This is a genomic window from Cryobacterium sp. (assembly GCF_026786305.1).
Taxonomy (GTDB): domain Bacteria; phylum Actinomycetota; class Actinomycetes; order Actinomycetales; family Microbacteriaceae; genus Cryobacterium.
The window spans coordinates 23,655-43,966 of sequence record NZ_JAJAYI010000061.1 but is presented as its reverse complement, the minus strand read 5'-3'; the positions used below and the strand labels follow the sequence as shown (position 1 = coordinate 43,966).

The 20,312-nt window shown below is 64.9% G+C and carries 20 protein-coding genes; 15 read left to right on the top strand and 5 right to left on the bottom strand.

Features of this window, described 5'->3' with window-relative positions:
* Positions 1–26: 26 nt before the first annotated feature.
* The 8 genes from LH475_RS06430 to LH475_RS06395 all read left to right on the top strand — a co-directional run bounded on the left by LH475_RS06430 (position 27) and on the right by LH475_RS06395 (position 7,688).
* Positions 27–1,814, top strand: coding sequence for a DUF4012 domain-containing protein (locus LH475_RS06430; RefSeq protein WP_297413140.1), 1,788 nt, complete (start codon positions 27–29; stop codon positions 1,812–1,814).
* Positions 1,815–1,862: 48 nt separating this feature from the next.
* Positions 1,863–2,384 carry a hypothetical protein gene (locus tag LH475_RS06425; RefSeq protein WP_196844827.1) on the top strand — a complete coding sequence of 174 codons (522 nt, stop codon included), beginning with the start codon at positions 1,863–1,865 and terminating at the stop codon, positions 2,382–2,384.
* 105 nt (positions 2,385–2,489) lie between these two features.
* On the top strand, positions 2,490–3,926 hold the full coding sequence (locus LH475_RS06420; protein ID WP_196844826.1) for a polysaccharide biosynthesis tyrosine autokinase: 1,437 nt from the start codon (positions 2,490–2,492) through the stop codon (positions 3,924–3,926).
* Positions 3,923–4,618, top strand: coding sequence for a low molecular weight phosphatase family protein (locus LH475_RS06415; RefSeq protein ID WP_196844825.1), 696 nt, complete (start codon positions 3,923–3,925; stop codon positions 4,616–4,618). The genes LH475_RS06420 and LH475_RS06415 overlap by 4 nt, the downstream gene beginning before the upstream one ends.
* Position 4,619: 1 nt before the next feature.
* The gene (locus LH475_RS06410; protein ID WP_297413139.1) at positions 4,620–5,705 is read left to right on the top strand and encodes a hypothetical protein; all 1,086 of its coding nucleotides are present in this window, start codon (positions 4,620–4,622) and stop codon (positions 5,703–5,705) included.
* A gap of 229 nt (positions 5,706–5,934) precedes the next feature.
* Positions 5,935–6,255, top strand: coding sequence for a hypothetical protein (locus LH475_RS06405; protein WP_196844823.1), 321 nt, complete (start codon positions 5,935–5,937; stop codon positions 6,253–6,255).
* Between the two features lie 127 nt (positions 6,256–6,382).
* Positions 6,383–7,252: a nucleoside/nucleotide kinase family protein gene (locus LH475_RS06400; RefSeq protein ID WP_297413138.1), complete on the top strand. Its 870-nt coding sequence runs from the start codon at positions 6,383–6,385 to the stop codon at positions 7,250–7,252.
* Between the two features lie 133 nt (positions 7,253–7,385).
* The gene (locus LH475_RS06395; protein WP_327012187.1) at positions 7,386–7,688 is read left to right on the top strand and encodes a type II toxin-antitoxin system YoeB family toxin; all 303 of its coding nucleotides are present in this window, start codon (positions 7,386–7,388) and stop codon (positions 7,686–7,688) included.
* Here LH475_RS06395 and LH475_RS06390 read toward each other — a convergent pair.
* Entirely contained in the window at positions 7,628–8,665 is a 1,038-nt protein-coding gene (locus tag LH475_RS06390; RefSeq protein WP_196844822.1) for a substrate-binding domain-containing protein, read from the bottom strand. The genes LH475_RS06395 and LH475_RS06390 overlap by 61 nt on opposite strands.
* Positions 8,666–8,877: 212 nt before the next feature.
* On the opposite strand from LH475_RS06390, the gene LH475_RS06385 reads away from it, so the two are divergent.
* From LH475_RS06385 to LH475_RS06355, 7 genes are all read left to right on the top strand, one after another.
* Positions 8,878–9,915, top strand: a complete 1,038-nt coding sequence (locus LH475_RS06385; protein WP_297413137.1) for an asparaginase — start codon at positions 8,878–8,880, stop codon at positions 9,913–9,915.
* A 19-nt stretch (positions 9,916–9,934) separates the two neighbouring features.
* Positions 9,935–10,825 carry a polysaccharide deacetylase gene (locus tag LH475_RS06380; RefSeq protein ID WP_196844821.1) on the top strand — a complete coding sequence of 297 codons (891 nt, stop codon included), beginning with the start codon at positions 9,935–9,937 and terminating at the stop codon, positions 10,823–10,825.
* Positions 10,822–12,228: an MFS transporter gene (locus tag LH475_RS06375; protein WP_196844820.1), complete on the top strand. Its 1,407-nt coding sequence runs from the start codon at positions 10,822–10,824 to the stop codon at positions 12,226–12,228. The genes LH475_RS06380 and LH475_RS06375 overlap by 4 nt, the downstream gene beginning before the upstream one ends.
* Entirely contained in the window at positions 12,221–12,985 is a 765-nt protein-coding gene (locus LH475_RS06370; protein WP_196844819.1) for an SDR family oxidoreductase, read from the top strand. Before LH475_RS06375 ends, LH475_RS06370 begins: the two co-directional genes overlap by 8 nt.
* Before the next feature lie 13 nt (positions 12,986–12,998).
* A complete protein-coding gene (locus LH475_RS06365; RefSeq protein WP_297413136.1) occupies positions 12,999–13,718 on the top strand; it encodes an SDR family NAD(P)-dependent oxidoreductase in 720 nt (239 codons plus the stop codon).
* 70 nt (positions 13,719–13,788) lie between these two features.
* Positions 13,789–14,109 carry a hypothetical protein gene (locus LH475_RS06360; protein ID WP_196844817.1) on the top strand — a complete coding sequence of 107 codons (321 nt, stop codon included), beginning with the start codon at positions 13,789–13,791 and terminating at the stop codon, positions 14,107–14,109.
* 461 nt (positions 14,110–14,570) lie between these two features.
* Positions 14,571–16,040, top strand: coding sequence for an amidohydrolase family protein (locus tag LH475_RS06355; RefSeq protein WP_297413135.1), 1,470 nt, complete (start codon positions 14,571–14,573; stop codon positions 16,038–16,040).
* Positions 16,041–16,084: 44 nt separating this feature from the next.
* Here LH475_RS06355 and pstB read toward each other — a convergent pair whose 3' ends face one another.
* The 4 genes from pstB to pstS all read right to left on the bottom strand — a co-directional run bounded on the left by pstB (position 16,085) and on the right by pstS (position 20,180).
* Positions 16,085–16,864 carry a phosphate ABC transporter ATP-binding protein PstB gene (pstB, locus tag LH475_RS06350; RefSeq protein ID WP_196844815.1) on the bottom strand — a complete coding sequence of 260 codons (780 nt, stop codon included), beginning with the start codon at positions 16,862–16,864 and terminating at the stop codon, positions 16,085–16,087.
* Positions 16,865–16,900: 36 nt separating this feature from the next.
* Positions 16,901–17,989 (bottom strand): phosphate ABC transporter permease PstA, encoded by a 1,089-nt coding sequence (pstA, locus tag LH475_RS06345; protein ID WP_196844814.1) that lies wholly within the window; start codon positions 17,987–17,989, stop codon positions 16,901–16,903.
* Entirely contained in the window at positions 17,989–18,933 is a 945-nt protein-coding gene (gene pstC, locus LH475_RS06340) for a phosphate ABC transporter permease subunit PstC (RefSeq protein ID WP_196844813.1), read from the bottom strand. The genes pstA and pstC overlap by 1 nt, the downstream gene beginning before the upstream one ends.
* 149 nt (positions 18,934–19,082) lie before the next feature.
* Positions 19,083–20,180 (bottom strand): phosphate ABC transporter substrate-binding protein PstS, encoded by a 1,098-nt coding sequence (pstS, locus tag LH475_RS06335; protein WP_196844812.1) that lies wholly within the window; start codon positions 20,178–20,180, stop codon positions 19,083–19,085.
* Between the last annotated feature and the right edge of the window lie 132 nt (positions 20,181–20,312).

Here is a 20,312-nt window from a genome sequence, read left to right as displayed (position 1 = left end):
CTGCCACGCTCTGCTTGAATAGGGCAATGTCAACTTCCCGCCCGCACGCCGCACCCCCGAAACGATCGCGCACGATCGCCGGGCTGGTCGTACTCGGGGTGCTGGTCGTCCTGATCGCTGCTACCGCCTGGGTGGGGATTCGTGGGTTGCAGGCCCGGGACGCCCTACAGACTGCCGTGCCGCTCGCCGGCACCATCAAAGAGCAGATCGTGGCCGGCGACACCGCCGCCGCGGCAACGACCGCGGTCGAACTTGCTGACTATGCCGAGACGGCCCGAGCGCGCACGAGCGATCCGGTGTGGCGCACCTTCGAACTGGTTCCCTTTCTCGGTCCGAACCTGCAAGCCGTGCGCGAGCTCGCCGCGGTGGTCGACGATGTGGCCAAGAACGCCGTGACGCCGCTGACCGCACTCGCCGGCAACCTCAACCTGAACGATTTCAAACCGGTCGACGGAAAGATCGCCCTGCAGCCCCTCATCGACGCGCAACCGCCGGTCGCCGCGGCGGATGCCGCGCTGTCGCGGGCGGCGGCGAATGTCAGCGATATTGAGACCGGCGACGTGCTTGAGGTTGTTCGCAGCGCCGTCACGAAGTTGCAGACTGTCACGGTTGACACCGCGGTCACTCTCGACGGATTGAACCGCGCGGTCACCCTTCTTCCGGCCATGCTCGGTGCTGACACACCGCGCAATTACATTCTGCTCTTTCAAAATCCGGCTGAACTGCGCTCCACCGGCGGCATCCCGGGTGCCCTGGCCCTGCTGCACACCGATGCCGGCAGCATCGAGCTCACCCAGCAGGCCAGCTCCAGCTCGTTTCGCGAATACCCGGCTCCCGTGCTGCCTCTCGGCGATGAGATCCGCAGCATCTACGGTGACATCACCGGCCAGTTCATTCAAAACGTCACCATGACGCCCGACTTCGCGCAGAGCGGCGCCCTTGCCCGTGAAATGTGGCGCCTCGAATTCGGTGTCGTGGCAGACGGCGTGCTGTCGGTCGATCCGGTCGCGCTGAGCTATCTGCTCGATGCCACCGGCCCGATCACCCTCGCCACGGGCGACGAGCTCACATCCGACAACGCCGTGCACCTGCTGCTGCGCGACGTCTACGCGCGCTACGAGGTGCCGCGCGAGCAAGATGCCTTCTTCGCTGCAGCCGCAGGGGCCGTGTTCGACGCCGTCAAGAGCGGCCGCGCCGACCCGACCAAACTCATCGCCGCGCTCGCCCGGGCCGGAGCCGAAAACCGGGTGTTGGTCTGGAACGCCGCCGAGTCCGAGCAGGCCGTTCTCGCCGACACCACCCTCGTCGGAGCACGCCCGGCCAGTGACAGCACCACGAACCGCTTCGGCCTCTATTTGAACGACGGCACCGGTGCCAAGATGGACCTCTACCTCGACGTGCAGACAGCCATCGGCCAGCAGACCTGTCGCAGAGACCTGCGCCCGCAATACTCGGTCGAGGTCACCCTCACCAACACTGCTCCAGCGGATGCCGCCACGAGCCTGCCAGCCTACGTCACCGGCGGAGGGGCCTTTGGGGTGCCCCTCGGCACCATCAAGACCGTGCTGTCCGCTTACGGCCCCCCCGGCGTGCAGAATCTCGGCGTCACCCGCGACGGAGCCACCGTTCCCTATCACCCGGCCACCGACGCGACCTACCCGGTGAGTTCGATCGGCATCGAACTCGCCCCGGGGGAGAGCGCTGTGCTGCGCTTCAGCTGGCTCGGGGCGCAGGCCTTCACCGGTGCCCTCGAACTGCGCAGTACGCCGCTGATCGCGCTGCACGCGGCCACGCAACTAGACTTGGGTTGTTAGAGCTTGTCGCAGCGGGCTCATTGCGCCAGACCTCGGGGGATCCACACTTTGCTCAAGAAATTTTTCGCCACACTCGCCATTGCCGGAGTCGCTGTGCTGGCGCTGCCGGTCGCCGCGCATGCCACGGGCTATGTTGCCGCCGACCTCATCTCGGTCAGTGGTGACCCGCAGGCGGGCGGCGAGGTCAGCGTCGAGTTCGACGACGGTGCGTTCGAGAACGCGGAACGCGTCTCCGTGGCTGTCTCCGGCGAGGGCCCCGTGACGTTTGGCGTAGTGCAGGCAGCCACCGTCGGTGTGGTGCGATCAGCGACCCGCCTCGGCGCGCTTGATCTGATCGTGAGGCTGCCAGCCGATGCCACCGGTTCGTACACGCTCACCGCCACCGGCCTGAGCTCCCAGAATGTGGGTACGGCTACCATCACCGTCGTTGCGGCAGATGGCGCGGCCAGCTTGCCTTCGGCCGGCTTTGGGGTGCCGGTGCTCCTGCTCTACGTCGTGGCGGCAATGCTCGTGCTGGGACTGGCCCTCGTGCTGGTGCGCCGCCGGTCGGCAACCAAACAGCACGCCTAGTTTATGCTCAGTCCCCTGATTACGGGGTAGACACTGGGCGACGTGGCCACCGATCTGTGGGAAGCTACGGGTGGACAGTTATGTACCGCAACGAAAGGTCGCTACGTGGAACTCCGCGACTACATTCGCATCCTGCGTAAGGGTTGGCTCCATATCGTGGCGTTGACGCTCGTGGCCGTCGCCGCAGCATCCGTCTTCTCGATCATGCAAACGCCTGCTTTCAGTGCCATTTCCAAGGTATTCGTGTCGACGCAATCAAGCGGCACCACCTCTGATCTGGTGCAGGGCAACAGCTTTACGGTCGCCAGGGTAAAGACCTATTCCGGTCTCGCGACCACTCCGCTCGTGCTGCTGCCGGTCATTGAGAGCCTGAAGCTCGACACGACGCCAGCCGACCTCGCCGAGGCGATCTCGGTCTCCGCACCGCTTGACACGTCGATTATTGATATCACCGTCACCGACGCTGATCCAGTTCGTGCGGCCGATATCGCCAATGCGGTGTCGCAGAGCCTCACGGAGAGCGTGCAGGAGATCGAGCAGCCCGACGACGCGAACGCGGCCGCGCCGGTCAAGCTCACCCGCGTGCAGGTGGCCAGCGTGCCAATCGAGCCGGTGAGCCCGAACGTTCCGCTCAACATCGCGCTCGGCGCGCTCGTCGGGTTGGCTCTCGGCGTGGGGTTGGCCGTGCTGGGCGAAACGTTCGACACCCGCATTCGCAGTCAGCGCGACGTGGAACAGGTTACCGATATGCCGGTCATCGGCGGCATCGTGTTCGATCCGAAAGCGACCGACCGCCCCCTCATCGTGCACGCTGATCCGCGCAGCCCACGAGCCGAATCGTTTCGTACCCTGCGCACGAACCTGCAGTACCTCGATCCGGGCCGCCCTGACCGTTCGTTCGTCGTGACATCGTCCATCGGGAGCGAGGGCAAGAGCACGACGAGCGCCAATCTCGCTATTGCTCTGGCCGATTCCGGCGCACGCGTGCTGCTCGTGGACGCCGACCTGCGTCGCCCGAAAGTCGCCGAGTACATGAATATTGAGGGTGGCGTCGGTCTCACCGACGTTCTCATCGGGCGGGCTGACCTCAGCGACGTCATTCAACCGTGGGGCCGCGGACAGCTGTTTGTGCTCCCCGCCGGCCACATTCCGCCGAACCCGAGCGAGCTGCTCGGATCAGTCGGCATGGCCACGCTCATCGAGGAGTTCAACCGAACCTTCGATGTCGTCATATTCGACTCGCCGCCCCTGCTGCCCGTAACGGATGCCGCGATTCTCGCCAAGAGTGTCGGCGGTGCCATTCTCATCGTCGCCGCCGGGCGTACCCAGAAGAACCAGCTCAAGGGGGCCATTGCAGCCCTGCACAGCGTTGGCGCGCCCATTAGCGGCCTGGTGCTCACCATGCTGCACACCAAGGGACCGGATGCCTACGGCTACGGTCACTACGGGCAATACGGCTATGGTCACACCTACGGTGACCTCACGACCGAACCTGGAATGGTCCCCCCGTCCTTCTTTCGTCGATCGAGAGCCCGAGCATGAGCGTTCCCCGAATTCTCTTGGTCTGCACCGGCAACATTTGCCGGTCTCCGCTCGCCGAACAGCTATTGCGAGCTCGTTTGGAGGCGCTCGGCCTCCAAGCCGACGTGCAGAGCGCTGGTACCCGAGCCATGGTGGCGAGCCCCATGACGGCCGAGGCCGCCGCGCTTTCGCTCACGCATGGTGCCCACTCCACCGAGCACGCGGCCCGGCAGCTGACCGAGCACCTCGTGGGCGCCGCCGACCTCATCCTCACGGCCACGCGAGACCATCGCCGGGAGGTGGTCACCCTGCTTCCGAAAGCCACCCGCTATACCTTCACCCTCAACCAGTTCGCCCGTCTGGTGGGCGCCATCGCCGACCCGGGGGGCCTTGAGAATCCCGCCCCGAACCGTCCGGGCCCGGGTCCGGAAAGCGGGGCCACGATAAAACAGGGGCCCGGTGTCATGGGGTGGGCCCCGCGAGTGGATGTACCCGCCTCAGCACCACGGCCACAGGCATCCGCTTTCTCGGCTTTCGTCGCGTCGATCGCTGCCACGCGCGGCCTTCACCCGTCGCCGAATCCACCCACCCGTGACGATATCGACGACCCGTACCGGCAGTCCGCGGCCGTCTACACCGGCGTCGCCGCGATCATCGACGAGTCGGTCACGACCATCGCGGCGGCCCTGGCCCCAGCCTTGCGTCAGCACTGATATGCGCCGTTTTCGCCGATCGACCACGCGCGATGCCTCGCGCCGCCGCATCTGGGTCTATCTTGCCGTCGGGTTGTTCCTCGTTTGTGACGCCTACCTGGTCACCACCGCACTCACGTCGACCCGGGCCGACACCGGCCTCCCGGCCGCAACGCCGCGCGCGATTCTCGCTCCCAGCGCGACCCCCACGCCCAGCCCGACCGCCTCGGCGGCGGCCGCCGTCAGTCCAGTGCCGGCCACGCGCATCCTCTCGGCGGTGTCGTCAACCGTCGCCTGGCGGGCCGTCACCGGAATCTGCCCCGACCCGCTCGCCGCGCCCGAGGTCAGCACCGACGCCGGCGCCACCTGGACCACGACCGACGCCAACGGCCCCACCGAGGTAACCGCGTTGCAGAGCATCGCCGCGACCAACGGTTCGGTCGCCCAGTTCCTCGGATTCTCCGAGTCCGACTGTTCAGCCCAGGTCGTGCGCACCTTCGTGGGCGGTGACAACTACTCCTCCGCCGACGACGAGCTCGACACCGCGTGGTACGTCGACCCCGTCGACCGCTCCGAGCTGCACGGCCCCGACGGATTCCACCCAGCCCCGTGCGACACGGTTGTCGCCCTTGCGCCCGGGTTCGCCGACGCCGATGCCGACGCCGCCGCTGTTCTCTGCGCTGACGCACGAGTTTTCGCCACAACGGATGCCGCCGCCTCCTGGTCAGCGCCGCTCACCGTTCCCGGAGCGCTCACCCTCACGGCGACCACCGGGGGCTACATCGCGATGGCCGCCGGAGCTGCCACCAGCAGCGCCGAGCAGACCGCCACGCCCGCTGCCACCGCCGACCCGGCCACCTGCCTCGGCCTGAGCGTCATCGACCTCAGCATCGACCCCGCCGGAGAAATTGCCGGCGAAACTGCCGGCGAAACTGCGGGAGACGCCGCCGCCGATCTGACCGCCGCGACCGCCGGGTGCTACGTCACCGCCGACGCCCCCGCCACGCTGGCCGGGAACATCGCCGTCGCTTCCGCCGACGGCACCCTCTGGCTCTGGATCGGCGATGCCACCCTCCGCTCCACCGACGCCGGCCGCACGTGGCTCTAGGACGCGCTGCTCGAGGTTGTGCGCATCCGTTTGCCCGCGTCGTCCAGGGCGCATGCACCGCTCCGAATGCACCGCCCCGAATGCACCGCTCCGAATGCACCGCCCCGAATGCACCGCTCCGCATCCACCGCCCCGCGTCCGCCCGGCGCAGCCCGGCCCGCGCGGCTCCATTCTCCACAGATCCGTAATACCTCGACACGTTTTTCGCCTCGGGGACTAGTCTCAGCCCATGGACGACAACGTCGCGTGGGTCTTTCAGAAGAAAGACGTGGATCAGCCGCGCATGTGCGCCGAGTGCGGCGAGGCCATGGAGGTGACCTGGCACGGTACGGGGTACGACTATGGCTGCGCGAACTTCGCGTGCACGCAGCTCTACTTCGGTCCGCCCTACTCCGAGGCCGAGCTGGCGAGCACTGTTCCACCCGAGGTGCGCTCGCCCAACTGCCCCCGATGCCTCATACCCATGCAGATCGTGCCCGACGGTGAGGCCTGGCAATTCTCTTGTCAGCAAGACGGATGCGACGGCATCTGGCCCCCCACCGGCCCCTGACCCGATTTGCCCCCACAAAAAAACGAACACACGCCCACGCCACCCCCGCGTTGATGAGCCTGCGAGTCGCCACCATCCGCTGGTCGAGCTTGCCGAGACCGTCATCCCGGCACAGCAACGACCCTCATTGAGCGGGAAAAGACCTCTGCCGCCCGCCGACATCAACGACCGGGGCTTGAACACCTTCGAGCCCTTCTCCTCGGCGATCGTCTCGACCGCCCTCCTGAATGATCGGGTCATCTGGCGCAACCTCTGGAACGACCCCTCCGCGCTCACAGCCCACGCCACACCTACCTCGCCACCGCTCTGGAGTCGACTCATGCCGAACACTGACCCTGCTGCCACGGCCACACCGCTGGAATCCGCTCAATTGACCGAGCTGGCTCGCCGCGTCATCGCGCTCATGCCCGAGAACGGGCGCATCCTGGTCGGCATCGCAGGCAGCCCGGGCGCGGGTAAAACGACCCTCGCCATCCAGGTCGCGGCGAGAATCAACGAGCTGGTCGGCAGCGACGACTGCGCCGTGCACCTGCCGATGGACGGCCACCACCTCGCCAACGCCACCCTCGATCGGCTGGGCCGGCACGATCGCAAGGGGGCCATTGACACCTTCGACGGCTGGGGATTCCTCGCTCTCCTCCGCCGTCTCCTCACCGAATACAACCACACCGTCTACGCACCGAGCTTCGACCGCCGGGTTGACGAGGGCATCGCGGCTGAGATCGCCGTGCAGCCGAGTGCACGCGTGGTCATGGTCGAGGGAAACTATCTGCTCGCCGACTCCGAGCCATGGCTGCAGATCTCTACCCTGCTCGCCGAGTCCTGGTTCTGCGAGACCAGCGAGCATGAGCGCCTTCGCCGCCTGGTCGATCGGCACGAACGCCACGGGCGGAGCCCCGAGGCCGCGCTGGCCTGGGCCGAGTCCGTCGACGGCAAGAACGCCCTCCTGATCGAGGCTACCCGGCCCCGGGCCACCCTCACCGTCTCCGGCCAGTAGCCCCCGCCCCCAAACCCGTAGCCTCCGCAGTATGGCGGATGCCCCGTGAAACACCTCGTTACCGAACCGTGACGGCCCTCCCGCCGCGTTGAGGCAGTGCAGGACCGTCTCGCCACCCCGCACGACGTTGTGGATGATGACGAGCACCTCCGGTGTTCGCCCTCACCTTCACATCGGACGGCTGGGACGATTGCCGATCCACCGACAGGGCCGCACTGAAGCGCGTCAACGCACTCATCATGACCGCACGCCGTGTTCCCTGTCGGGAATCGGCAAGCCCGAACAGCTCGAGTACCACGAAGGCTCAGCCTTGTTGTGTCGCATCCCGGAGGAGCATCGCGTCGTTTACTCTTTCGACTATTCCTTCGTCTATTCCTACGACGCCGCCCACGCAAAATCACTGCTGTCCCGCACGCACAGGACAGGAGTGAGTTGAACCGACTCTACGGCGTCTCCGTTTATCACCCGGAGGAGCAGCTTCACGGCGACTCGGCCGATGTCAAGCATCGGCGACCTCACTGACGACAGTGCGATGGGAAGTTGCGCGGCCAGAGACGTGTCATTGAACCCAACAATTGCCACATCCCGGCCCACGAGTAACCCGTGAGAATTTGCCGCTCCCATGGCACCGATGGCCGCGAAGTCGTTGACCGCGAAGATCGCACTGGGTCGACGATCTTCGTCGCGAAGAATGCCATCTGCTGCGGTACGCCCGCCCGTTGTGTCGAAGCGCGACCACACGATGGCGCTCTCGGGGATCGTGCCCCCGAGCGCGCGAAACCGGGAGACGAAGCCGTGCGTTCGATCGACCGCAGTGCTGGCATAGGGTTCACCGGCGATGACGGAAACAACGCGGTGGCCCTGGTCCCACAGGTGCTGCGCCACCAGCGCCCCACCGAGGGTGTCATCGCAGGTGGCTGATGCAAAACCGGGCACGGCGCGATTCATGAGCACGAAAGGCACTTTGCGTTCGGTGAGGTCAGTGAGAATGTCGCCGTCGAGATGCGCGTCACCGATGATGAGTCCGTCTACCCGCCGAGAGAGCATGATCTCCATCTTGCGCCGCTGTATCGCTGTATCGTCACGGGAGTTCATGACGAACGTGGAGTAGTTGGCGTCGTCTGCTGCCTCGTCGATGCCTTCGTACATGACCGCAAGCACGAGGTCGGAAAGCCGCGGAACGATGACTCCGAGAAGGTGTGTGCGCCGTGTGCGCAGGCTCGTGGCTTGGGGATCGGGGGAGTACCCCACCTTCTTGGCCAGGTCACGCACGCGTTGAGCCGTAGCCGGCGCGGCGGCGCCCCGCGCCGCGTCGGCTTTCCCATGCAGGATCCGCGACACGGTCGACGGGTGTAGGCCAAGTTCGGCGGCCAGGTCTTTCAGGGTGACGGACCCCGGTCTGATGTCTGTCATTTCGCTGTCTCCAGTTTCAATTATCCGAGAAAACCGGATACGAAGCTTGACGGGCCCGTTGATCCCATTCTATAGTTTGAACACCTCACTACCCAAACGATTGGGTAGCAAACGATACTTACCCGCAACGAAGCGTGCAGTCGGCCGAAACATTGGGTAATTACTCTTACATCAAGAACCCAATCGTTTGGGTATCGACCTTCGGAGAAAAAATGACAGATCGTGCCGGTACCCACGTGGTGTTGCTGGCGACCGGGGGAACTATCTCGTCGCGAGCCCGCTCAGCTGAAGACGGTGCCGCGGTCGCCGCCGACGGAGGGGCGCAAGTTCTCCGTGGTTTGGCCGCAGCTCCGGCCTACCCCGTGCGGGTCGTTGACGTCGTCTGCGAGGGGTCATACCTGCTCACGCTCGTCGACATGATCGCGATCTGCGCGCAGATCAAGATCGCCCTCTCCGATCCATCGGTGCGAGGGGTGGTCGTCACTCACGGCACTGACACGATGGAAGAGACCGCCTACCTGGCCGATCTCACCCACGACGACGTGAGCCCGGTGGTCTTCACCGGGGCGCAGAAATCCGCCGACGCCGCTGAACCCGACGGTCCCGGCAACCTCGCCGATGCAATCGCGGTCGCGGGATCACCCGCGGCAGCGGGCTTGGGAGCGCTGATCGTTTTCGCCGGCGAGATATTTCCCGCACGCGGTGTGCGTAAGGCACAGACCTTCGCGCTGGATGCTTTCACCAACCCAGACTTTGGTGTGGTCGGTTTTTTGACCGCGACCGGTGATGTCGTTATCACCCGCCATGAACAGCGGATGCCCCCGCTTCCCCTTCCTCTCCGCCCTCTCCGCGAGGCCAAGCGCGTCGACGTGGTGTCTGCCTACCCGGGGGCTGACGGAATCTTGCTGCGGGCATCCGTTTCTGCCGGGGCCAGCGGAATCGTGTTGCAAGCGACGGGCAGCGGCAACGCCAACCCCGCCCTGTGCTCCGCCGTCGCCGCGGCCACTGCGCGCGGCACCGTCGTTGTGACGAGCACTCGGGTGAGTGCCGGCCCGGTCATCCCGGTTTACGGCGCCGGCGGAGGACGAGACCTCGTCGCGGCCGGCGCGCTCCCCGCTGGCTTCCTGCGGCCCTCGCAATCGATGATTCTGCTCAGCCTGCTGTTGCACCTCGACCACGACCATGACGAGATCGCCCACGCCTTTGCCCTGTATGGGGCAGCAAACACCAAGTCCGCACAAATTTGCTAGTTCAACGAAAGGCACGGTCATGAAAAAAGATATCCAGGTCGCATTTGGAGTGGACGTCGACGCCGTCGCCGGCATGCTCGGCTCCTACGGCGGCGAAGACTCCCCGTGCGACATCTCCCGCGGCATGTTCAGCGGCGAGGTCGGTGGTCCTCGTCTCATCCGCCTGTTCGACAAGTACGACTTGCCCGCCACGTGGTTCGTTCCGGGTCACTCCATCGAGACTTTTCCCGAGCTCACCCGCATGATCGTTGCGGCAGGCCACGAGATCGGCGTGCACGGCTACTCCCATGAGAACCCGATCGCGATGACCCGCGAACAGGAGACCACAATCCTTGACCGATCCATCGAACTGATCGAAAACGTCTCGGGACGCCGCCCCACGGGGTATGTCGCCCCGTGGTGGGAGTTCTCGTCGGTGACGAACGAAATTTTGCTCGAACGCGGCATCAAGTACGACCACTCGCTCATGCACAAGGACTTCGAGCCGTACTACGTGCGCGTCGGTGACAGCTGGAAAAAGATCGACTACGCCCAGAACGCCCAGACCTGGATGGAGCCGCTCGTGCGCGGCACCCCGACCGACCTCGTGGAGATTCCCGCCAACTGGTACCTCGATGACCTGCCACCCATGATGTTCATCAAGGCCGCCCCGAACTCGCACGGTTTCGTGAATCCTCGCGACATCGAGCAAATGTGGAAAGACCAGTTTGACTGGGTCTACCGCGAAATGGATCAGGCCGTCTTCACGATGACGATCCACCCCGACGTCTCCGGACGCCCGCAGGTGCTCCTCATGCTTGAGCGCCTCATCGAGCATTTCAACTCCTATGCAGGAGTCAGCTGGAACACCTTCGACCAGATTGCAGATTCGTTTCTCGCCCGCTCCCCCCGAAAGGTCACCTCCGCATGAAACTGAAATCCCCCACCCTCGATCTCACGGCGCCGACCGTCAACGAGAAACGTCGTTTTCCCTCGTTCACCGTCAAGCAGACCCGCACCGCCACGATTCTTGCGCTCCTGGCCTGGACCGTTGCCGTCTTTGACTACGGCTTGTTCGGCACGCTCCTACCTGCCATGCAGGAATCCTTCGGCTGGACCGCGCCGGAAGCCTACGCGATCAATACCTGGATCGCAGTCGGAACCGCGATCGTCTGCTTTGGCGTCGGCCCGGTCATCGACCGCCTCGGGCGACGCAAGGGCATGATGGTCACCGTCGGTGGCACGGCAATCGTTTCCGGTCTCACGGCAATCATCCCCACTGGGATGGCTTTCCTGAGCAGTGGGTTGCTCGTGATCGTGCGATCCTTTGGGGGTCTGGGTTTCTCCGAACAGGCCGTCAACGCGACCTACATGAACGAGGTGTACCAGGTCACGGAAGACGAGAAGAAGCGCAAGCGCCCGGGCTTCAGCTACTCCTTTATTCAGGGCGGCTGGCCATTGGGCTTCCTGCTCGCGAGTGCGCTTGCCTTGGCTTTTCTCCCGACCTTCGGCTGGCGTGCCCTGTATCTGATGGCCACCATCCCCGCAGCACTCATTGTGTGGGCCATCGCACGCAAGCTCAAGGAAACTCCCCAGTTCGAACTCCACAGTGAACTCACCCGACTCGACAAGGCCGGGCGCACCGAAGAAGCCCACCTGCTCGCCGGGTCGTACGGCGTCGAGCACTCGTCGACCGCACCGCTCAAGCTCATCTGGGGGCCGAAGCTGCGCCGCAACACGATCGTGTTCTCGCTCGCTTGGATCTTCAACTTCATGGGCATCATGATCTTCAGCATTTTGGGAAGCTCCGTACTCAAGAATGCCAAGGGTGTGGAACTCTCCGATGCCTTCTGGATGCTCATTATCATCAACGCTCTCGCCTACTTCGGCTACGTGTTTCACGGGTGGCTCGGTGACAAGATCGGTCGTAAGCGCACCATCATCAGCGGTTGGATCCTCGCATCGGTCGCCTTCACCATTATGTTGAGTCCCCTCGCCGACAGCCCCGTGACCATCGTCGCGAGCTTTGGTGCTGGTCTCTTCTTCCTGGTGGGCCCGTACGCGGCTATCCAGTACTTCATGGCCGAGTGCTACCCGGTGAGCTGTCGCGCCACCGGCACGGCGTTCATCGGCGCGATGAGCCAGCCCGGAATCGTTGTCGGCGGCGCGCTATTTACCGCCGTCGCCGCCGGATCCAACACGGGAACCGCCGCGCTCTGGGTCGGCGCCCTCGGCACCCTTATTTCAGGTGTGCTGATGTTCGCCGCCAAGCCCATGGCAGAAGCTCCCCTTGCTATCCAGCCGGAAACCGAGCTGAAAGCCCAGCATGCTTGAGCCTCGCGTCGCCATAATCACCGGAGCCGCTAGCGGCATCGGCCGGGCTCTCGCCGTGCACTACGCCGGGGCGGGAGTGCGCAGTATCGTCGGCACTTTTCCGGGCGACCCACACGACCCGCAAGAAACACTGCGGCTGGTGCACGCCGTCGGTGGCCAAGCCGTCGTGCACGAGGTTGACGTGCGAAGCACGGCATCCGTCGACGCTTTCGCCCAACGAGCGGTCGACGAGTACGGGCGCCTTGACTACGCCGTCGCCAATGCGGGGATCCTGCGTAATTCATCGCTCGCCGAGATGACGGATACCCGTTGGACCGACATGCTCGATGTCGACCTCACCGGTGTGCTGCGCACACTGCGCGCCGGAGCCGTACGTATGACTGAGGGTGGTGCCATGGTGGCGGTCTCCTCGATCGCCGGCGCGGTATACGGGTGGGAGGGTCACGCCCACTACGCGGCGGCGAAAGCCGGTGTGCTCGGTCTGATTCGCAGTGTGGCTGTTGAACTCGGGCCACGGGGCATCCGCGCCAATGCGGTGATTCCCGGACTCATCGAAACCCCTCAGTCACTCGACCCGGTGAATTCACTTGGACCTGACGGCCTCGCCCGGGCCGGCAATGACATTCCCTGGGGTCGCGTGGGTACACCGGCCGAAGTGGCCAGCGTCATCGCGTTCCTCACCTCCTCGCAGGCCGGTTACGTCACCGGGCAATCCCTCATCGTTGACGGCGGACTCACCGTGAAGATGCGAGCGTAGGACGGGAACAGAAATGATCGAGCAACATCGCGCGGCGACCGGCCGCGGAGTCGTCGTTACCGGCGGCAGTAGTGGAATCGGACGGGCGATCGCCGAAGCGTTTGTCGCTAACGGCGACCGCGTGGTGGTACTCGATCGCGCGGGCACCGGCATAGACGCGATCAGCGTCGACGTGTCGCAGGAAGACAGCGTGCGCGCGGCCTTCGGAACTGCTCGCCAACGGCTCGGCACCATTGACATTCTGGTGAACAGTGCGGGGCTGCTCACCGAGTCACGGCTGCAGGACATGACGCTCGCGATGTGGAACGAGACCTTGTCGGTCGACCTCACCGGGGTGTTCCTGTGCTGCCGGGAGGTGGTGGGGGAGATGCGCCAACAGAAATGGGGCCGCATCATCAATATCGCCTCCCAGCTCGCCATCAAGGGTGGCACCGGACTGAGCCACTATTCAGCGGCCAAGGCCGGGGTCGTGGCCTTGACGAAATCGCTGGCGCTTGAAGTTGCCAGCGACAACGTGCTCGTCAACAGCATCGCTCCCGGCCCGATAGAGACCCCGCTCGTGCAGGGCATCTCCGAAGAATGGAAGATCGCCAAGCGGGCTGAACTGCCGCTCGGACGATTCGGCAGTGCAGCGGAAGTTGCCCCCACAGCGCTACTGCTCGCGAGCGAGCCGGGAGGAAACCTGTATGTGGGGCAGACCCTCGGGCCGAACTCCGGCGACGTGATGCAGTAACTCGGACCATCAGTCAGGTAGGAACCAGAAAATGTGCGGAGCGTGCGGTACGACGGTTTACCCCGACCCGGTGATGGGCAACGAGAACACCCTCAGAAATCGAATTCTGGTGGCGCAGACCATGACCGCCGTGTGTGCGGGCCTTCCCGGCGCACGCCACATTGCGGCGCTCGCCGCGGGATGGTCGGTGACCAGTGCCACGGGCTCGATCTCGCTGTGTTATACGGTGGCCGATATCTGGATCGCCCTTTTCGACCGCAGGGGGGCAGTGCTTCAGCAGGCGCTCAAGGTACGGGCGCTGGCTGAGGAGCCCGGCGGCCTTGCGGCGCGCGTTGTCACCCTCGGGCTGCACCTGGCACGGCAGCCTTTGGTCGCTGGCCCGTCCCGCTGATCGGGCGTACCTCTAGCCCGAGCAACGCGTCATCTGCATTTTCATCGTCGTACGGCCCGCCACCAGCGTGCAGGCCGAGCGCACGGTGGCCGCCCTCCGCCGGGTCAGCACGACCGTGTCCGGGCGCGTCAGGCAAACCTTTCTCACGTGCCACGCGCCGTCCGGCGCGCAGCGCAATCGATTCTTCAACCAGCCGCTGGTGGGTGGCGACCTGCTCACGGCGCACCGGCCGGGCCCGTCTGGTGGCTGGTTATCGCTCGCGGCACTCGTTCTGACACGTGCGCGCTTTTCGAAGGAGTGCCGTGAGCGAATCGAACACCTGTGGGCCGTGCCCAATCCGTCCGTTCAGCTCGCCGAACCCGCCAGCGAGCAATGCTGGCCGACGGGCCGACGACTCCACGCGGTTGTAGGGTTGCTGGGGCGGCGGCTACTCGTGCCGGCCCTCGATCGAAAGACGTACCATGCCCGATCTCGTTCTGTGTTCTGTCACGCAGCCCGGCGACACCACCGTCTCCGACGTGCAGATCACCGACGGCGTCATCACGCAGATCGCACCCGCCGGCCCGGTACCAACGGATGCCCCCCACGTCGACCTCGACGGCCGCACCCTCATCCCCGGGCTCTGGGACGAACACGTGCACGCCACCCAGTGGGCGCTCGCCGGCGGCCGATTCGACCTCTCCGTGGCCGCATCGGCGCGCGAGGCGCTCGAACTCGTGCGCGCGCAGATCACAGCAGCCGCGGGAACGAGCCCGCTGATCGGAGTCAGATTTCGCGATGCGATCTGGGCCGACGCGCCAAGCCTACGCGATCTCGATGAGGTGACGCAGGGGCATCCGACCGCCCTGATCAGTCACGACCTGCACTGTGTCTGGCTCAACAGCGCGGCCGCCTGGCGCTTCGGTGTGCCGGTCGATTCGACCGGCCTGCTGCGCGAGCAAGCCGCCTTCGCCCTGACAATCGCGCTCGGCCAGCTACCGGACACCACGGTCGACGCGCTGGCCGCCTCTGCCGGAACGCGGGCAGCCGCCCGCGGCGTCGTCGGCGTCGTCGACTTCGAAATGACCTGGAACCGCGACGTCTGGCAGCGCCGCATCACCGACGGATTCGACGCCCTACGAATCGACGCCGGCATCTACCTCGCCGATCTCGACCGGGCCCGTGCTGAGCGAATGCGCACGGGCGACCGCATCCGAGGCACCCGCGGCCTGCTCACGGTCGGGCCGCTCAAGCTGCTCATCGACGGTTCACTGAACACCCGCACGGCATTCTGCGTCGAGGAATACCCGGTCGGCGGGCACGGCGTACTCACCGTGAGTGAAGACGAGCTGGCCGAGATTCTCCTCGCCGCCAAAGAATCCGGGCTGTTGCCGGCGGTGCACGCCATCGGCGATGCGGCCAACACGGTCGCGCTCAACGCCTTCGATCGCGCGCAGGTCACCGGCCGCATCGAACACGCCCAGTTTCTGCAGACCGAGGACTTCGCCCGCTTCGCCCGCCTCGGCGTCACCGCGAGCGTGCAGCCGGAGCATGCGCTCGACGACCGGGACGCGGTGGAACTGATGTGGGCCGCCGGCGCCGACCGCGTCTTCGCGCTGCGCTCGTTGCTCGACGCCGGCGCCACCCTCGCGTTCGGATCCGACGCCCCCGTCGCGCCACTCGACCCCTGGACGGCCATGTCGGCCGCGTCGTCTCGGGCCCGCAGTGACGGCCGCGAACCCTGGCGCCCCGACCAGGTCATCACCCGTGGCCAGGCACTCGCCGCCTCAGCCCGCGGACGCATCCGGTTGCGCGTCGGCGACGTGGCCGACCTCGCCGTGCTCGACGGCGACCCGCTCACAGTCTCCGACGCCACCTTCGAACGGATGCCCGTGGCAGCGACGCTCCTGGCCGGTCGCGTCACGCACGGCGACGCACTCCTGGCGCACTGAGCCGCCTGCGCCCAAGAACGGCGCGCCCAAGCGTGCCGGAACCGCTACCCGAAACGCCCGGACACGTAGTCTTCGGTCGCCTGCACGCTCGGGTTCGAGAACATCGTCGTCGTGTCGTCATACTCGATGAGCCTGCCCGGCTTGCCGGTGCCCGCAATGTTGAAGAACGCGGTGCGGTCCGACACGCGCGAGGCCTGTTGCATGTTGTGCGTCACGATCACGATCGTGTAGTCGCTCTTCATCTCATCAATGAGGTCCTCAATGGCCAGTGTCGAGATCGGGTCGAGCGCCGAACACGGCTCGTCCATCAGAATCACGTCGGGCTCGACCGCAATGGCGCGGGCAATGCAGAGTCGCTGCTGCTGCCCGCCCGAGAGGCCCGAGCCGGGGCGCGCGAGGCGATCCTTGACCTCGTTCCACAGGTTGGCGCCGCGGAGGGCCTTTTCGGTGAGGTCGTCGGCATCCGTTTTCGATATGCGTCGGTTGTTGAGCTTCACGCCGGCCAGTACGTTGTCCTGGATCGACATGGTCGGAAACGGGTTGGGGCGCTGAAACACCATGCCGACCTGACGGCGCACGAGCACCGGGTCCACACCGGGACCGTACAGGTTGTTGCCGTCGATGAGCACTTCACCCTCGACGCGGGCACCGGGAATGACCTCGTGCATACGGTTGAGCGTACGAATGAACGTGGACTTGCCGCAGCCACTCGGCCCGATCAGTGCCGTCACCGAGCGGGGCTCGATGACGAGGTTGACACCCTCGACGGCCAGAAAGTTGCTGTAGTACACGTTGAGGTCGGCAACTTCGATGCGCTTGGACATGAGTCCCTTTCTAAAATTGTGAAGCTGAAGTGAAGGCTAGCGGCCGAACTTGGGCGAGAACAGGTGGGCGATGAGGCGGGCGATGCCGTTGAGCAGCATCACGATCAGCACCAGGGTGAGGGCTGCCGCCCAGGCCCGATCGATGTACGCCTGCGAATCGGCGCCTTGGTTGGCGTACTGCGTGTACACAAAAACCGGCAGGGTCATGATCCGATCGTTGAACATGTCATAGTTCATGCTCGCCGTGAATCCGGCGATGATCAGCAACGGAGCCGTCTCGCCGATCACGCGGGCGATTGACAGCATGATTCCGGTGACGATGCCGGCGACAGATGTGGGCAGCACAACCTTAAGAATGGTCAACCACTTCGGTACCCCGAGGGCGAAGGCTGCTTCGCGCAGCTCGTTCGGCACGAGCTTGAGCATCTCTTCGCTCGACCGAACCACCACCGGAATCATGAGCACAGACAGCGCGATCGACCCGCCGAATCCAAAGCGGATGCCAGGGTCGTCAAAGAGCAGGGAGAACAGGGCGAACGCGAACAATCCGGCGACGATCGAGGGAACGCCGGTCATGACGTCGACAAAGAACGTGATCGAGCGGGCGAGCCGGCCCCGGCCGTATTCGACGAGGTAGATGGCCGTGAGCAGGCCGATCGGCACCGAGATGAGCGTGGCCACGCCGGTGACCAGGAGCGTGCCCATGACCGCGTGCAGGACACCGCCACCGGCGCCGACCACGTTGCGCTGGGACTCGGTGAAGAACGTCGGCGTGAGGAACGCGGGAAGCCCGTTGACCGCGGTCGTGTAGATGATCGAAACGAGCGGTAGCAGGGCGATGACGAATGCGGCGGTGACGAGCGCCGTCATCAACCGGTCCATCGCCTTTCGCGAGCCTTCGACCTGGCGGGAGAGCACGTAGATGGTCACGCAGTACAGCACGGTGCCGAGCACGACCGTGCCCACAATGTTGAAGCCGTCGACCGCTCCCGACAGAAAAAGCATGGTGAAGAAGGCGGCCGACACCGCCCAGCCCGCCAGCAGAACCCAGAGCGGGGAGCGTCGGGGCAGCTTGCCCGCGGTCAAAGAGTTGGTGAGCGGCGTGGCTGCGGGAACGAATTCCATCAGTTTGCTCCCGAGAATGCCTTGCGGCTATTGATGATGACCCGCGCGATCATGTTGACGATGAGTGTCACGACGAAGAGCACGAGGCCGGTGGCGAGCAGAATGTTGACACCGATGCCGCTTGACTCTGGAAAGTTCAGCGCGATGTTGGCGGCGATGGTGTTCGAGTTCTGTGAGGTCAGCACCGCAAAGACCACCTCGGGGCTGGGTGAGAGCACCATGGCCACAGCCATGGTCTCGCCCAGGGCACGGCCGAGGCCGAGCATCGAAGCCGAGATGATTCCGGGCAGGCCAAAGGGCAGTACCGCGAGTTTGATCATCTCCCAGCGTGTCGCGCCCAGGGCGAGTGCTGCCTCCTGGTGCAGCAGTGGTGCCTGAAGAAAGATTTCGCGGCAGATGGCCGTGATGATGGGCAGAATCATCACGGCAAGCACGATCGCGACGGTGAGGGTGGTACGGCCGGTGCCCGAAACGGGGCCGGCGAACAGCGGAAACCAGCCGAACCAGTCGACGATGTTGGTGTAGAACGGCTGCACGAGGGGAGCCAGTACGCCGATGCCCCAGAGACCGAACACGACCGATGGAACGGCGGCCAGCAGGTCGATGAGGTAGCCAAGGCCCTGGGCGAGCTTGCGGGGCGCGAAGTGCGAGATGAACAGGGCAATGCCAATGGCGACCGGCACAGCCATGATCAAGGCCAGAATGGCTGACCAGATTGTGCCGAACACGAACGGTGTCACGTAGGACCAGAAGTTGGTCACGTCCCCCGTGAATGCATTGGCGGGGGCGAAGAACGCTGGAACACTCTCAGCGAACAAAAAGATGGCCACTGCGGCCAGCACCGCAAGGATGAGGCTGCCGGCGACGAGTGTCGACGTCGAGAAGATTCGATCGCCCGGTCGCTGCCTGGCCTTAATGGGCCGGGGGGCCATTGAAGTCGACATGCCGGGCGTCTCCCTGGGTAGTGATCTGGAACATCTGCGATGTCAAACGATGAAAATCGGGGCTGGGCAAAAACGGTGCCCAACACCAGTCTGCCCGACCCGGCACCCGCATGAGTGCGGATGCCGGATCGGGCGACAGGGTGGAGTTGTTATTTGACGGTCGCGAGCACGCTCGCAACGTTGGCTTCAAGCTCGCTCGACAGCGGTGCAACACCGGCGGCTTTTTCGGCCACGGTCTGGCCTGCGGCGCTTGCGATGTACTCGATGTACGCCTTGACGAGTTTGCCCTGGGCGGCATCGGCGTACTCGTTGCAGACGATCGCGTAGCTCACCAGCACCAGCGGGTATTCCTCCGGGTTGGTGGTCGTACGGTTCAGGTCGAGCGCGAGGTCGTCGACAGCCCGGTCGGCGACCAGGGGTGAACCGGCAACAACTGCTGCAGCGGCCTCAGAGGTGTACGCGACGAATTTTTCGCCGACCTTGAGCTTGGCGGTACCGAGCTCGCCGGCCTGCGAAGCGTCGGCGTAACCGATGGTACCCACACCGTTGGTAACAGCGTCAACGACACCGGACGTGCCCTTTGCGCCCTCGATCTCCGTGAACGGGAAGGTGTCAGAAGCTTCGTTGGTCCACACATCGGGCGCGGTCTTGCCGAGGTAGTCGGTGAAGTTCTTGGTGGTTCCCGAGTCGTCTGAGCGGCGCACGGCGGTGATGGGGGTGGACGGCAGGCTTGCATCCGGGTTCAGTGCAACGAGTGCTGCGTCATCCCAGCTGGTGATGGTGCCGTTGAAGATCTTCGCGAGGGTGTTGGAGTCGACGTTGAGATCGGTGACGCCCTCAACGTTGAAGATGACCGCGATCGGCGAGATGTAGACCGGAAGGTCAACCGCTTTGGTGTCGGGTGCACACGCGGCAAAGGTGCCCGCGAGCTCTTCGGTGCTCATGTAGGAGTCGCTACCAGCGAACGAAACGCCGCCAGCGAAGAAGGCCTTGCGGCCGGCGCCCGAGCCATCGGGTGCGTAGTTGACGGTGACGTCGGGGTTGGCGGTCTGGAATCCAGCGGCCCAGGCCTCCTGCGCGGCGGCCATGGAGGACGCACCGGAACCGTTGAGGGTGCCGGTGAGCGTGCTGGCTGATGCATCGTTGCCGGTGTTGGCGACACCACCTTCGTTTGCTGCACAGGACGAGAGTGCGAGGCCTGCTGCAATGGCGATGACCGCAGGGCGGCCGAAACGCTTGAAGTTCACGTGATTCCCTTTCGAGGGTTTGACAAGACTTTGATTGCGGGTGCCGGGCCGGTGCTGGCCCAGAAAGAGGTTAAACAAGTCAAGTAACCGTCGACCGACCTCCGGGTAAACGGAAGGTAAACGTGGGATAAC

Bases quoted from the DNA above. Each gene is read 5' to 3' on its own strand.
- pstC (WP_196844813.1), bottom strand. From the start codon at position 18,933: ATGTCGACTTCAATGGCCCCCCGGCCCATTAAGGCCAGGCAGCGACCG.
- pstB (WP_196844815.1), bottom strand. From the start codon at position 16,864: ATGTCCAAGCGCATCGAAGTTGCCGACCTCAACGTGTACTACAGCAAC.
- LH475_RS06365 (WP_297413136.1), top strand. From the start codon at position 12,999: ATGATCGAGCAACATCGCGCGGCGACCGGCCGCGGAGTCGTCGTTACC.
- LH475_RS06380 (WP_196844821.1), top strand. From the start codon at position 9,935: ATGAAAAAAGATATCCAGGTCGCATTTGGAGTGGACGTCGACGCCGTC.
- LH475_RS06370 (WP_196844819.1), top strand. From the start codon at position 12,221: ATGCTTGAGCCTCGCGTCGCCATAATCACCGGAGCCGCTAGCGGCATC.
- LH475_RS06415 (WP_196844825.1), top strand. From the start codon at position 3,923: ATGAGCGTTCCCCGAATTCTCTTGGTCTGCACCGGCAACATTTGCCGG.
- pstA (WP_196844814.1), bottom strand. From the start codon at position 17,989: ATGGAATTCGTTCCCGCAGCCACGCCGCTCACCAACTCTTTGACCGCG.
- LH475_RS06410 (WP_297413139.1), top strand. From the start codon at position 4,620: ATGCGCCGTTTTCGCCGATCGACCACGCGCGATGCCTCGCGCCGCCGC.
- LH475_RS06395 (WP_327012187.1), top strand. From the start codon at position 7,386: ATGATGACGAGCACCTCCGGTGTTCGCCCTCACCTTCACATCGGACGG.
- LH475_RS06375 (WP_196844820.1), top strand. From the start codon at position 10,822: ATGAAACTGAAATCCCCCACCCTCGATCTCACGGCGCCGACCGTCAAC.
- LH475_RS06405 (WP_196844823.1), top strand. From the start codon at position 5,935: ATGGACGACAACGTCGCGTGGGTCTTTCAGAAGAAAGACGTGGATCAG.
- LH475_RS06385 (WP_297413137.1), top strand. From the start codon at position 8,878: ATGACAGATCGTGCCGGTACCCACGTGGTGTTGCTGGCGACCGGGGGA.
- LH475_RS06355 (WP_297413135.1), top strand. From the start codon at position 14,571: ATGCCCGATCTCGTTCTGTGTTCTGTCACGCAGCCCGGCGACACCACC.
- LH475_RS06390 (WP_196844822.1), bottom strand. From the start codon at position 8,665: ATGACAGACATCAGACCGGGGTCCGTCACCCTGAAAGACCTGGCCGCC.
- LH475_RS06430 (WP_297413140.1), top strand. From the start codon at position 27: ATGTCAACTTCCCGCCCGCACGCCGCACCCCCGAAACGATCGCGCACG.